11 protein-coding genes are annotated in these 13,114 nt (G+C 61.5%); 9 read left to right on the plus strand and 2 right to left on the minus strand.

Features of this window, described 5'->3' with window-relative positions:
• Window positions 1-49: 49 nt before the first annotated feature.
• Window positions 50-1,957 (plus strand): APC family permease, encoded by a 1,908-nt coding sequence (locus KBY49_RS05160; RefSeq protein WP_254933661.1) that lies wholly within the window; start codon window positions 50-52, stop codon window positions 1,955-1,957.
• On the opposite strand, the gene KBY49_RS05165 is transcribed toward KBY49_RS05160, so the two are convergent.
• Both KBY49_RS05165 and KBY49_RS05170 read right to left on the minus strand, forming a co-directional pair.
• A complete protein-coding gene (locus KBY49_RS05165) occupies window positions 1,948-3,219 on the minus strand; it encodes an MFS transporter (protein WP_254933662.1) in 1,272 nt (423 codons plus the stop codon). The two genes, KBY49_RS05160 and KBY49_RS05165, sit on opposite strands and share 10 nt — an antisense overlap.
• Entirely contained in the window at window positions 3,216-3,836 is a 621-nt protein-coding gene (locus KBY49_RS05170; RefSeq protein WP_254933663.1) for a DedA family protein, read from the minus strand. The genes KBY49_RS05165 and KBY49_RS05170 overlap by 4 nt, the downstream gene beginning before the upstream one ends.
• A gap of 155 nt (window positions 3,837-3,991) precedes the next feature.
• Between KBY49_RS05170 and KBY49_RS05175 the strand changes: the two genes are divergently transcribed.
• From KBY49_RS05175 to KBY49_RS05210, 8 genes are all read left to right on the plus strand, one after another.
• On the plus strand, window positions 3,992-5,728 hold the full coding sequence (locus tag KBY49_RS05175; protein ID WP_254933664.1) for an N-6 DNA methylase: 1,737 nt from the start codon (window positions 3,992-3,994) through the stop codon (window positions 5,726-5,728).
• Window positions 5,728-6,861: a restriction endonuclease subunit S gene (locus tag KBY49_RS05180; RefSeq protein WP_254933665.1), complete on the plus strand. Its 1,134-nt coding sequence runs from the start codon at window positions 5,728-5,730 to the stop codon at window positions 6,859-6,861. The genes KBY49_RS05175 and KBY49_RS05180 overlap by 1 nt, the downstream gene beginning before the upstream one ends.
• Window positions 6,862-7,068: 207 nt before the next feature.
• Entirely contained in the window at window positions 7,069-8,325 is a 1,257-nt protein-coding gene (locus KBY49_RS05185) for an ATP-binding protein (RefSeq protein WP_254933666.1), read from the plus strand.
• Between the two features lie 44 nt (window positions 8,326-8,369).
• Window positions 8,370-8,753, plus strand: coding sequence for a nucleotidyltransferase domain-containing protein (locus tag KBY49_RS05190; RefSeq protein ID WP_254933667.1), 384 nt, complete (start codon window positions 8,370-8,372; stop codon window positions 8,751-8,753).
• Window positions 8,740-9,123 (plus strand): HEPN domain-containing protein, encoded by a 384-nt coding sequence (locus KBY49_RS05195; protein WP_254933668.1) that lies wholly within the window; start codon window positions 8,740-8,742, stop codon window positions 9,121-9,123. The genes KBY49_RS05190 and KBY49_RS05195 overlap by 14 nt, the downstream gene beginning before the upstream one ends.
• The gene (hsdR, locus tag KBY49_RS05200; protein ID WP_254933669.1) at window positions 9,120-11,477 is read left to right on the plus strand and encodes an EcoAI/FtnUII family type I restriction enzme subunit R; all 2,358 of its coding nucleotides are present in this window, start codon (window positions 9,120-9,122) and stop codon (window positions 11,475-11,477) included. The genes KBY49_RS05195 and hsdR overlap by 4 nt, the downstream gene beginning before the upstream one ends.
• A 157-nt stretch (window positions 11,478-11,634) precedes the next feature.
• Entirely contained in the window at window positions 11,635-12,243 is a 609-nt protein-coding gene (locus tag KBY49_RS05205) for a type IV toxin-antitoxin system AbiEi family antitoxin domain-containing protein (protein WP_254933670.1), read from the plus strand.
• Window positions 12,240-13,067, plus strand: a complete 828-nt coding sequence (locus KBY49_RS05210; RefSeq protein ID WP_254933671.1) for a nucleotidyl transferase AbiEii/AbiGii toxin family protein — start codon at window positions 12,240-12,242, stop codon at window positions 13,065-13,067. Before KBY49_RS05205 ends, KBY49_RS05210 begins: the two co-directional genes overlap by 4 nt.
• Window positions 13,068-13,114 lie beyond the last annotated feature (47 nt).

Below are 13,114 nucleotides of genomic sequence, written 5' to 3' on the forward strand. Positions count from 1 at the left end.
AACTAATCGGTGCAGTTTGGCAGCCGCAGCTCAACCAGAGACCTAGGGTTTGGCCCTATTTGTGGCTTCCGCCATGGCGCGGGTCGATTTTTTCGGTCTAGGTCGGCTGCGGCGCAGCCTGATCGGCAGCCCCCTACCCACCAGCGCCCAAGCAGAAGAAAGGCTCAACAACGCAGAAGCCCTAGCCGTTCTCAGCTCCGATGCCCTTTCTTCGGTGGCCTACGCCACCCAGGAAATTGTGCTGGTGCTGGGCATGGCCGGGGCGGCAGGCCTGGGCTTCACCCTGCCAATCACGGGCCTGATCATTGCCCTGATGCTGATCGTGGCGATCAGCTATCGCCAAACCATCAAGGCCTACCCCCAGGGCGGCGGCTCCTACAGGGTGTCCCACGAGAATCTGGGCGACGTGCCCGGGCTGGTGGCGGGTGCCTCCCTGGCCATCGATTACATGCTCACCGTGGCGGTGAGTACGGCGGCTGGCATCTCAGCCCTCACCTCCTACTTTCCAGCCCTTGAACCCTTTCGAGTGCCCCTTTGCCTGCTGGGCCTGGGCCTATTGATGGTGGCCAACCTGCGGGGGGTGCGCTCCAGCGCCCAACTACTCAGCGCCCCCACCTATGTATTTATGGCGGCGGTGCTCACCGTGGTGGTGATGGGCCTGGCCAAGGTGCTCCATGGCGACCTCGCCCCAATGGCCGCCTCCCAGCAAGACCTAATCATGGCCGCAGAGCACCGGGAGCTTTCGGCCGTAAGCATCGTGCTGCTGATGCGGGCCTTTAGTTCGGGTTGTGCGGCCCTTACCGGCATTGAAGCCATCAGTGATTCGGTGATGGCCTTCAAGCCCACGGAATGGAAAAACGCCCGCCGGGTACTCACGGTGATGGTGGTGTTGCTCGCCACGATGTTTGGCGGCATGAGCGTATTGGCCCAAAAGCTGGGCACTGTTTATGTGGAAAACGGCCCGACCCTGCTCTACCAACTGGGTCAACAGGTGCTTGGCAATGGCTTTTTGTTGTTGGTGCTGCAGATATCGACCCTGTTGATCCTGCTTTTGGCAGCAAACACCGCCTATGCAGATTTTCCGCGCCTGGCAAATTTCCTGGCCCAGGACGGTTATCTGCCCCGCCAGCTCACCTCCCTGGGCGATCGGCTCGTATTCAGCAACGGAATCCTGGCCCTCAGCGGCTTTGCCGGCCTGCTGCTGATTGTCTTTGGCGGCAGCGTGACCCGCCTAATCCCCCTATATGCGGTGGGGGTGTTTTTGAGCTTCACCCTTTCCCAGGCCGGAATGGTGGTGCATTGGTGGAGGGATCGGGCCGCTGGCTGGATCGGCAAGGCCCTGGTGAATGCCTTTGGCAGCCTGGTGACCCTGATGGTTACGGGGGTGCTGCTGTTCAGCAAGTTCACCCATGGGGCCTGGCTGGTCGTGGTAGCCATTCCGATCCTGGTGATGCTGTTTTTGGCGATCAAGCGCCACTACGTGCAGGTGGCTAAAAGGTTGCGCCTGGCCACCGATAAGCGTCTGAGCCTGCCCCCTGCCCCGGAGCATGGCGGGGCGCCGGTGGTGGTGCTGGTCGGACAACTACACCGGGGCAGCTTCGAGGCCGTGCGTTACGCCCACTCCATCGCCCGCGAACTGGTGGCGGTGCACGTTGACCTGGGCCTGGGGAAGGCCGAGGCCTTCCAGGAGCAATGGCGGCGCCAGCTGCCGGGCATTCCGCTGGTGATTTTGGAGTCGCCCTACCGCTCCTTAATCGATCCGGTCTTGGATTTCGTGGGCAGCTTTGAGGTGGAGCACAAAAAAGATCGCGACACCTTTTGCACCGTGGTGTTGCCCGTATTTGTGACCCGCCATCGCTGGGAAAACATCCTGCACAACCAATCCACCATTGCCCTGCGCAGTGCCCTGCGGGCCCAGGGCACCAGGGTGGTAACCACCGTCGGCTTCTACCTCTGACGCAGGGCCCACAGGGCTGGGATTGCATACAGGCAGCAGTAGAGAGCCGGCCCCCATTGCCAACCCTGTTGTTCCAACAGCCAGCTACTCACCAAGGGGGATGTGCCGGCAAACAGGGCCATCGCCAGGCTGTAGGCAATCGAAAAGACAGCGCAGCGCTGGCGCACCGGCACCATTTCCACCGCCGTTACCCCCTGGGCCCCCATCGTCAACATCACCGGCAGCACCCCAATGGCCTGGCCCAGCAGCAGCCCCCGGGTGCCGCCCAATTGCACCAGGGGCAGCACCAATGGGGTAACCAATAGGAGCATCAGGTTGCCGATGCGATTTATCAGCCGCTTGCCATATCGATCCACCAACACCCCACCCAGCAGCACAAAGGGCAAACCCAGGCTTTGCACCAGGGTGGCGATGGCATTGGCTTCGGCCAGGTTGGCTCCCCCTTGGTGGCCGGTGTAATCGACCAAATAGACAAACAACACATAAAAGACAACGTTGGCAAAAGACACCAAGGCCGCAATGCGCAGTACCAATCGCCACTGGGAAGCCACCTGCTGCAGGCGGCCGGCCATCGCTCCAATGAGGGCGCCAGGTGTTTTGATTTCCACCTCTGAGGGCTCTTTTTCGAGGGTTTCCGGCATGCGCCGCCGCATCCACAGACCCACCACGGCCACCAAGGCACCGAGGCCAAAGGGCAGCCGCCAGCCCCAGGCATCCATGGCGCCATCCCCCAAAAAACCGGCCAACAGGGCCACGGTGAGGGAGCCCAGGCTGAAACCAACCAAACCACCTGCCGTGGCCAGGCTGGCCAAGAACCCCTGTTGGCCTGGGCGGGCCGCCTCCGTGGCGTAGGTCATCGAACCGGTGAACTCACCACCCACCGAGAACCCCTGCAGCATCCGCATCAACAACAGCAGCAGCCCGGCCGCCATGCCCACCTGGGCGTGGGTGGGTAAAAGCGCTATCGCCAGGCTGGAGGCGCCCATCAAAACGATGCTGAGGCTGAGCATCTCGCGCCGGCCAAAAAGATCGCCAATCGGCCCCAACACCAAGCTGCCCACTGGTCGCATCAAGTAGCCCACGGCAAACACGCCAAAGGCAGCCACCGCCTGCATGGCGCCGTCTTCGGCGGGGAAGAAGGCCTTGCCCAGGGGCGTTGCCAGATAGCCATAGACGGCGAAATCAAACCACTCCAGGGCATTGCCCAGCAGGGCTGAAAGGGTGGCGAAACGCCTCTGGGCGCCGGTGAGTTGCAGGCTCATGGCCGCGCGGCCCACCGCGAGAACAGCTTCGGCAACACAACTACCACCAATACCAGCGCCATGGCCACCAGCCCAAATTGCATTACCCCCTCCACCATCCTCTGCATGGGGATCCAGCGCCCCCCCAGCCAGGCCAGGCTCACCATGGTGGTGGCCCAGAGCAAGCCGCCAGCCACATTGCAGATCAGAAAGCGCCCATAGGGCATGCCAACGGCGCCGGCCATGGGTCCAGCAAACACCCGCAGTAGGGCCACAAAGCGGCCAAAAAACACCGACTTACCGGCATGGCGCAGGAAGCGTTGACGCAGCACCTCCATCTGCTCGGGCGATTTACGCAGCAGGCGAGCCACCTTCAGGAGCAGGGGCCAACCGGCCCGGCGCCCCAGCCAATAGCCAATCGAATCCCCCAAGATTGCGCCGCTGCTGGCGGCTGCTATCACCCCCACCCCATTGAGGTGGCCGCTGCCGGCGGCATAACCACCGAGCAGGGTCACGGTTTCACCCGGCAGGGGCACCCCGGCACTTTCGAGCAACATGGCCCCAAACACCACCCCATAGCCCCAGGTTTGGAGCAGGGCCTGCAGGTCGGCCGTGCTGATCAAATCGGGGGAAATCAAGGGGGCAAGGCCCAATTAATGCAGCAATTCTGCAAGCACCCCCACCAGGGCCGCAGCGCTAGCGGGCCGCAGCGCTAGCGGGCCGCAGCGCCAGCGGGGCGTGGAAGTAAAACCCGATTTGATGTCAGGCTTAGCTGGCTCGTCCTCCGCCCCCGTTGACCTTCACCGCAGAGAGCCCGCAGCCAGACAAAAACCAACAGGAAGATCTCCAGGACGAGTTCCTTGGGGCCCTGGCCGCCCTGGGGGGATCAGCCGGAAATGAAGGGCTACGTGGCGTACTGGAATGGGAAGAGGCCACCTATGGGGCAGTCAAGGCGGAGCTGCTCGATCGGGGACTGATCGTGCTGGGTCGTGGCAGGGGCGGATCCGTTTCCCTAGGCGATGGGCGATCCCGCGCAGCGAAACCAGCCAATAGTGCCAGCAGTTTTGAGCAGGCCTTTCGCGGCATCGACGACTGCCTGCGTAAGGAGGCCGGCTGCGGCACTGAGCTCGATTACACCGAGCAGACCTCCTGGCTGCTGTTTCTCAAATACCTCGATGGCCTGGAAGATGACAAGGCCACCGTGGCTGCATTGGAGGGCCATAGCTATAGCCCGATCCTGGCGGAGCCCTACCGCTGGAATAGCTGGGCAGCACCAAAAAACGCCAGCGGCCAACTCGATCACAACGTTGCCATCACCGGCGACGACCTGCGTGAATTTGTGAATCAACGTCTGTTTCCCTACCTGGAGCAGTTCAAGCAACGGGCCAGCGGCCCAAACACGATCGAATACAAGATCGGTGAAATCTTCGGCGAGATCCGCAACAAAATCTCCAGCGGCTACAACCTGCGCGAAATCATCGACGTGATCGATGGCCTGCGGTTTCGCTCCCAGGGCGAAAAGCACGAGCTTTCGATGCTCTACGAGGAAAAGATCAAGAGGATGGGCAACGCTGGCCGCAATGGCGGCGAGTACTACACGCCCCGGCCATTGATCCGCGCAATTGTTGGAGTGGTAAATCCCCAAATCGGTGAAACGGTCTATGACCCAGCGGTGGGTTCGGCGGGGTTTTTGTGTGAAGCGTTTGAATTCATGCGCCAGGGCGGCACCGGCGGCCGGGATCTCAGCACCGCCGATCTCGAAACCCTGCAAACGCGCACCTTCACCGGCAAGGAGAAAAAGAGCCTCGCCTACGTGATCGCGATCATGAACATGATCCTGCACGGCATCGAAGCGCCAAAGATCATCCACGCCAACACCCTCACTGAAAACCTCAGCGATGTGCAGGAGAGGGATCGCTTCGATGTGATCCTCGCCAATCCACCCTTCGGTGGCAGCGAACGCAAGGAGGTGCAGCAGAACTTCCCGATCCGCAGCGGTGAAACGGCCTTTCTGTTTCTGCAGCACTTCATCCGCCTGCTGCGGGCCGGCGGCCGCGCCGGGGTAGTGATCAAGAACACGTTTTTATCCAACACCGACAATGCCTCGGTGGCCCTGCGCCAGCAGCTGCTGGAGAGCTGCAACCTGCACACGGTGCTGGATTGCCCGGGCGGCACCTTCCAGGGGGCGGGCGTGAAAACGGTGGTGCTGTTCTTCGAGAAGGGCGCACCCACCCACAAGGTGTGGTTCTACCAGCTCGATCCCGGCCGCAATCTGGGCAAGACCAATCCCCTCAACGACGCCGACCTGGCGGAGTTTGTGGAGCTGCAGAAAACCTTTGCTGATTCAGCCAAGAGCTGGAGCGTCGCTGCAGACACGATCGATCCCGCCAGCTTCGACCTATCGGTGAAGAACCCCAATGGGGGCGAGGCTGTGACGCACCGCAGCCCACAGGAGATCATGGCGGAGATCGCTTCGCTTGATACCGAGAGCGCGGACGTTCTGGCAACCATCAAGGGGCTGCTCGCATGATGATCGGGTGGGAGACAAAGCAGCTCGGTGACGTTTGTTCGTTTCTGAATCGCGGCGTGTCGCCGAAGTATGTCGAAAATGGCGGAATCGTGGTCATCAACCAAAGATGCATCCGCGATCATCGCGTGAACTTCGAGGTTGCTCGTCGGCACGACATCATGGCTAAGGCCGTCAGCGCCGAACGTTTCGTGCAAGCTGGCGATGTGTTGGTGAACTCAACCGGGGAAGGAACGCTCGGTCGCGTCGCCCAGCTTCGCTATGCCCCACCAGAACCAACCACTGTAGATTCGCACGTCACGATTGTTCGGCCTGAACCCGGCATCTTCTTTACCGAGTTCTTTGGCTACGTACTTCGGGACATTGAGGAAGAACTCAAAAAGAGTGGCGAAGGTTGCGGTGGGCAAACCGAATTGAACCGCTCGCTTCTGGCCGAGAAATCTCTCGTCCGATTCCCAAAGTCGCTGGCCGAACAGCAGCGGATTGTCGGGGTGCTGGACGAAGCGTTTGCCGGCCTCGCCACCGCCCAGGCCAACGCTGCCAGGAACCTCCAGAACGCCCGTGCGCTTTTTGAAAGCCACCTCCAATCCGTCTTCACTCAGCGGGGCGAGGGGTGGATGGAGAAGGCGCTCGGTGAATGTTTCAGGCTTAAGAGCGGCGACGGTCTAATCAGCAAAGAAATGAAATACGGTGCTTATCCCGTCTTTGGGGGCAATGGAATCGCTGGCCAGCACAACGATTTCAACCTTTCCGGCGACAACGTGATTATTGGACGGGTAGGAGCTTTGTGCGGGAATGCGAGGCACATCACTGAGAAAATCTGGCTGACTGATAACGCATTCAAGCTGGTCGATGTTAATGCTGATTTTGACAACGGATTCCTCACATACCTTTTGAACTACAAAAACCTTCGCGGTCTTGCGAGGCAGGCCGCACAGCCGGTTATTTCAAACTCCTCCCTCAAAAATTTGAAATTGGAGTTTCCATCACGCGCAGAACAGCAGCGCATCGCGGCCAAGTTCGACGCCCTCGCCACCGAAACCCAACGCCTCGCGAGCCTCTACGAGCAAAAGCAGGCGGCACTGGCGGACCTGAAAAAATCCCTCCTGCACCAAGCGTTCAGCGGCGAACTCTGATTCGTGGCGGTCTTCATGACCTTCGGCGCCCCGATGGGGAGTGCGTGAACGTCGGGGCGTTGGCCTCCAGGTCGATGGCGGTTCCCAGCGAGCGCAACCCCCAGCCGCCTCCCGTTTTCCTGCATCGGCACAGCAGTTTGTTCTGCATCAGAAGGCCGGCTTTTTCTGCATTAGGATTCCGGCATTTCCTGCATTGCTCGCCCCGCCATGGCCTCCGGCTATCGCCCCCGCATCGCCGACGCCGAGTTGCGCGCCTGCCTGGGCTCCGCCGGAGCCGTGGTGATCGAAGGCCCCAAGGCCTGTGGCAAGACCCGCCTGGCCCAGCAGCTGGCTGCCTCCATGGTGCTGCTTGATATCGACACCGCCGCCCGCCAGGCGCTGGCGGTGGATCCGGCCCTGGTATTGGCCGGATCTCGGCCGCGTCTGCTGGATGAGTGGCAGGTGGAGCCGGCGCTCTGGAACCAGGTGCGGCGGGCCGTGGATGCCGCCGCTGAACCCGGGCAATTTCTGCTCACCGGCTCGGCGGTACCGGCCGATGACGCCGAGCGTCACACCGGGGCCGGGCGCTTCTCGTTTCTGCGGCTGAGGCCGATGAGCCTGGTGGAAAGTGGCGCCGGCCAGGGCGGTGTCTCGTTGGCGGCGCTGCTGGCGGGGGAGCCGCCGAGCTGCGCCGATCCAGGGCTGTCGCTGTCGGATCTGGCTGAGCTCGTCTGCCGAGGCGGCTGGCCGGCCCAGCTGGAGCGGCCCGTGGCGGCGGCCTGCCGGGCCGCCCGTGACTACCTGGAGCAGGTGCGGCGGGTGGACGTGCAGCGGCTAGATGGGCGGCGGCGCGATCCCCAGCGGCTGGGGGCCCTGCTGCGCTCCCTCGGCCGCAATGTCGCAACAGAAGCGAGGCTGTCCACCCTGGCGGCCGATGCCGGCGGCGCCGATGGCCCCCTCGACCCGCGCACCGTGGCCGACCACCTAAACGCCCTGGAACGGCTGATGGTGCTCGAAAATCAGCCCGCCTGGCGGCCCCATCTGCGGTCAAAGGCGGCCCTGCGTCAGGCGCCTCGGCGCCACTTCTGCGACCCCTCCCTGGCGGTGGCATCCCTGGGGGGCAGCCCCGATCGCCTGCTCAACGATCTGGAGTGGCTGGGCTTGCTGTTCGAATCGCTGGTGATCCGCGACCTGCGGGTGCTGGCCCAGGCGCTGGAGGGCGAAGTCTTCCACTATCGCGACGACTACGGCATCGAAGTGGACGCGATCGTGCAGCTCCGCGATGGCCGCTGGGGTGCGATCGAGATCAAGCTCGGACCGGGCCAGGTAGAGGCCGCCGCCGCAGGGCTGATGCGCTTTCGCCAGCAGATCGACACGCGCCTATCCGGCGAACCCGCCTTTCTGGCGGTGGTCTGTGGCAGCGGCTATGGCTATCGGCGAGCCGATGGCATCGCCGTAGTGCCGGCTGGGGCTTTAGCTCCGTGATCAAGCAGGAGGCAAAGCCAGCCAAGTCACGCCAGACTCCCCCCATGAGCGCCTTAGACCGCCCCTCCAGCTACTCCTACGTGGTGGATGAGTCGCTGCTGCGCACGATCGCGGCCGAGATCCAGGCGGCGATTCCGGGCGCCGAGGTGCGCCTTTTCGGTTCCCGCGCCCGCGGCACCGAGCGGCCCGATTCCGATCTGGATCTGCTGGTGTCCGTGCCGGATGAATGGATGGCCAGCCATTCGCGGTTGGAGGAAACGGATGTCCTGGGCTGGAAGCTGGCCCACCACCGCCTGCCGATCGAACTGCTGCTTTTCTCCGCCAGTGAAGTGGAGGAGCGGCGCCATGGGCGTCAGAACGTGATTGCCGAGGCGTTCCGTTATGGGCGCCGGCTGGATCCTGCGAAGCCCCTGTATGGCCCCGGCTGAAACGGCCACCGGCTTTCTGCGCATCGCGCACCGCGACCTGCGCACCGCCTCGGCCATGGCGGATGCTTCGCTCTTTGAGGAAGCGACCTGGGGATTTCATCTTCAGCAGGCGATCGAGAAGGCTCTGAAGGCCTGGCTGCTTGTGCTCACGCCAGAGCAGCCACCCTTCAGTCACAACCTCAGGCTGCTGTTTCAGATGCTGCGCGATCAGGGCGCCGCTGTTGAGCCCTTCGTTGGCCTCAGCCGCTTCACCCTGTATGCCGTGGTGTGGCGCTACGACGAAGATCCGGATCTGGAACACCTCGACCGCACCGACTGGAACCAGCTCTGCGCAGACCTGCTCGCCCACGTGGCCAGCCTGCTGCCATGAACGAGGCTGAAACCCGCGCCGAGTTGATTGATCCGCTGCTCACAGCCGCAGGTTGGGGAGTGGTGGAGGGCAGCCGCATCCGTCGCGAGTTTTCGATTACCCCCGGCCGGATCGAGGGCGGCGGCCGCCGCGGCAAGCCACTGACCGCCGACTACGTGCTCACCTACCGCAACACCCAGCTGGCGGTGGTGGAGGCCAAGCCCGACACGGCTCCACTCACAGAGGGCGTGGCCCAGGCCAAGGACTATGCCGGCAAGCTGAATCTGCGTTTCACCTACGCCAGCAATGGCCTCGGTGTTTACGCCATCGATATGGAGACCGGGGCAGAAGGTCCGCAAAAGGCCTTCCCTACACCCGACGAACTGTGGGCACTCACCTTCGCCGAGGAGAACGCCTGGCGGGATCGCTTTGCAGCCATTCCATACCCCGATAAGGGCGGCAGCTGGCAAATCCGTTTCTACCAAAACATCGCCGTGGCGCGGGTGCTTGAGGCGATCGCCTCCGGCCAAGACCGCATCCTGCTAACCCTGGCCACGGGCACTGGCAAAACCTCAATCGCCTTTCAGATCATCTGGAAGCTGTTCCAGGCCCGCTGGAACCTCAGCGGCCAGCCCACCAGAAGGCCGCGAATCCTTTTTTTGGCTGATCGCAACACCCTCGCCGATCAGGCCTTCAACGACTTCACCGGTTTTGCCGCCTTCGAAGACAACGCCCTCGCCAGGATCGAACCAGATGCCCTGCGCAAAAAGGGCCGCGTGCCCACAAACGCCAGCGTTTTCCTAACCATTTTCCAAACCTTCATGAGCGGCCCGCCGGTGGAGGGCAAGCCCTCTCCCTGGTTTGGCCAATACCCCGCCGATTTCTTTGATTTCATCGTGATCGATGAATGTCACCGCGGTGGCGCCAACAACGAATCCACCTGGCGCGGCATCCTCGAATACTTCAAACCAGCTGTGCAGCTCGGCCTAACTGCTACCCCACGCCGCACAGACAACGCCGACACCTACAACTACTTTGGCGAACCAGTTTTCATCTACTCCCTAAAGGAGGGCATCAACGACGGCTTCCTTACGCCCTTTCGCGTAAAGCAGTTCACCACAACGCTTGATGAATACGTCTACACCCCCGACGACAAGGTGGTGGAAGGTGAAGTGGAGGAAGGGCGTAGATACAACGAAGCAGAATTCAACCGGATTATTGAGATCGAACAGAGAGAAAGACAGCGGGTGGAAATCCTGCTCAGCCAGATCAACCCCAAGGAGAAAACCCTGGTGTTTTGCGCCACCCAGGAGCATGCCCTGGCGATTCGCGACCTGATCAACCAACTAAAAACCAGCCCAGACCCCAACTACTGCCATCGCGTCACCGCGGACGACGGCGAGCTTGGCAATACCTGGTTAAGGGCCTTTCAAGACAACGAAAAAACAATCCCCACCATCCTCACCACATCGCAGAAACTCTCCACCGGGGTGGATGCCCGCAACGTGCGCAACATCGTGCTGTTGCGGCCGGTGAACTCAATGATCGAGTTCAAACAAATCATCGGCCGTGGCACCCGCCTCTACGAAGGGAAGGACTACTTCACGATTCTCGATTTCGTAAAAGCCCATCACCACTTCAATGACCACGATTGGGATGGCGAGCCCCTGGAGCCGGAACCTCCAGGTTTGCCCAATCCAGGAGCCGAGAAGGCAGTAGAAAGCGCAAGCAAACAGGATTCGCCAGCCGGCGAAAACGATGATTCGCCCCGTAGAAGCAAACTGCGTATCAAGCTCGGAGATGGCAAGGAGCGCTCTCTCCAGCACATGATGGTGACAAGCTTTTGGCATCCCGATGGCACGCCAATGAGCTCCCAGCAGTTCATTGAGCTGCTCTACGGCCAGCTGCCGGAATTCGTGAAAGATGAGGCCGAGCTTCGTGCCCTTTGGAGCGCACCTGATACCCGCGCCAAACTGCTGCAGGGCCTGGCAGAAAAAGGCTTTGGCGGCGACCAATTAGCCGAGATGCAGTCGCTGATATCAGCAGAGAACAGCGATCTATTTGATGTTTTGGCCCACGTGGCCTACGCCCTACCGCCCATCCCCCGCGAGGAGCGCGCCCAGCAAGCACGCCTCTACATAAATTCTCGATTTACAAGCAAGCAACAACTTTTCCTGGATTTCGTGCTCCAGCACTACGTGAGCATGGGTGTTCAAGAACTAGCCCAAGAAAAGCTCAGCCCCCTATTGCTATTGCGCTACCAAAACTCCATCTCCGATGCGGTTGCTGACCTTGGCAAACCGGAAGAAATTGGCCAACTATTTGCCAACTTCCAGCGGTATCTATATGAGCCCCAGCCTCAGGCCCGACGGTAGTGAACATGCTCGAGCCAAAACCCACCTCTCTCGCCTAGTGGAGGCGATCGAACTGCTGCTTTTCTCCGCCGGTTAGGCGGGGGAGCAGCGCCACAGACCTGCGACGAGAAAGGCACTGCCCGCTACAGGTGTGTAGCTTTTGTCGCATAATGGAGCCATGAAGGCAGTGGCAGACAGGAAAGAAATGGCGCTGAAGCTGGTGCGCAGCAAGGGCCTACTACGCACCGGGGAGGCCGCAGCCGCTGGCGTAGATCGCTCAACCCTGGCCCGCCTGTGCGAACGGGGCCTGCTGGAGCGCCTGGGGCGCGGGCTCTATGGCCTGCCGGCCGCGGAAGTTCGCGAGCACGTTGATCTCGAGATCGTTGCCAAGCAGGTTCCCCAGGCGGTGTTCTGCCTGCTCACCGCCCTACGGCTGCATGGCCTGGGCACGCAACAGCCAAGGAGAGCCTGGATCTGCCTCCCCCGTGGTGCGCACACGCCCGTCCTGCAGTTCCCTCTTCTCGAGGTAATCCACCTGCAGCCTGCGCAGCACCGCCTGCAGGTGGAAACCCAGCGCTCCGGCCCGATCCTCCTCAAGGTCTATGGGGTCGAGAAAACTCTGGTCGATTGCTTCCGCCATCGTCGCCGGCTTGGCATGGAGCCGGTGCTGGAAGCCCTAAAGGACGCGATCCATCAGCGGCGACTGAATGTCGATGAGCTATGGCGGCAGGCCCAAACCCAGCAAATGCTGCGGGTTATGTCCCCCTATCTGGAAGCCCTCCTGTGACGGCCAACCTGGCTGCATCTATCCGACAACGCCTGCTAAACCGCGCCCGACAAGAGCAGGTGCCATTCGATGCGGTACTGAACCGCTTTGGCAGGGAGCAATTGCTTTATCGGATCGGCATCTCGGAGTACAGCCAACAGTTTCTGCTCAAGGGGGCCATGCTCTTTGCCCTCTGGTATGACATGCCCCACCGCCCCACCAGGGACATGGACCTGCTGGGCTTCGGAGCAGGGGATCTATTGGTATTGGAAGGGGTGTTTCGTGAGATCAGTCAACAAGCCGTAGACGATGGATTGCGATTCTCCGAGTCGGTGCAGGTAGAAGAGATCCGTAAGGAAGCCAGTTACGCCGGCGCAAGGGTCACCTTGAACGCCACCCTTGACCAGGCCCGTATTCCTCTTCAGGTTGATATCGGCTTTGGTGACGCGGTCACCCCAGCAGCCGAGGAGGTTGATTACCCAGTGCTCCTGGAAGACCTACTTCCACCACGTCTAGGCGCCTATCCCATCTACACGGTAATCGCGGAAAAACTGGAGGCGATAGTTCAGCTGGGCATGGTCAACAGTCGCCTAAAGGACTACTTCGATCTGCAGGTGCTGCTGGCGCGCGAGCAGCTCGACCGGGAGACCCTCGCAAGGGCGGTGCTGAGCACCTTCGTGGGTCGCGCCACACCCCTGCCGCAACAGGTGCCCATGGGGCTAAGTCCTGAGTATGGAGAAGATCCTGGGAAGCAGAAGCAATGGCAGGCCTTCTTACAGCGCAACGAACTGTCTGGGTCAGCCCTGCCGGAGGTGGTGACGTTGCTTCGGGAAGGGTTGATGTAGGCACTCCTCGATGCCGCAAGCCTGAAAAACGGCCCGGCCAGCTGAGA

It is taken from the genome of Cyanobium sp. WAJ14-Wanaka, from assembly GCF_024345375.1.
Taxonomy (GTDB): Bacteria; Cyanobacteriota; Cyanobacteriia; order PCC-6307; family Cyanobiaceae; genus Cyanobium_A.

Coding starts and splice junctions, on each gene's coding strand:
- KBY49_RS05165 (WP_254933662.1), bottom strand. CDS start 3,219: ATGAGCCTGCAACTCACCGGCGCCCAGAGGCGTTTCGCCACCCTTTCA.
- KBY49_RS05180 (WP_254933665.1), top strand. CDS start 5,728: ATGATCGGGTGGGAGACAAAGCAGCTCGGTGACGTTTGTTCGTTTCTG.
- KBY49_RS05185 (WP_254933666.1), top strand. CDS start 7,069: ATGGCCTCCGGCTATCGCCCCCGCATCGCCGACGCCGAGTTGCGCGCC.
- KBY49_RS05205 (WP_254933670.1), top strand. CDS start 11,635: ATGAAGGCAGTGGCAGACAGGAAAGAAATGGCGCTGAAGCTGGTGCGC.
- hsdR (WP_254933669.1), top strand. CDS start 9,120: ATGAACGAGGCTGAAACCCGCGCCGAGTTGATTGATCCGCTGCTCACA.
- KBY49_RS05190 (WP_254933667.1), top strand. CDS start 8,370: ATGAGCGCCTTAGACCGCCCCTCCAGCTACTCCTACGTGGTGGATGAG.
- KBY49_RS05195 (WP_254933668.1), top strand. CDS start 8,740: ATGGCCCCGGCTGAAACGGCCACCGGCTTTCTGCGCATCGCGCACCGC.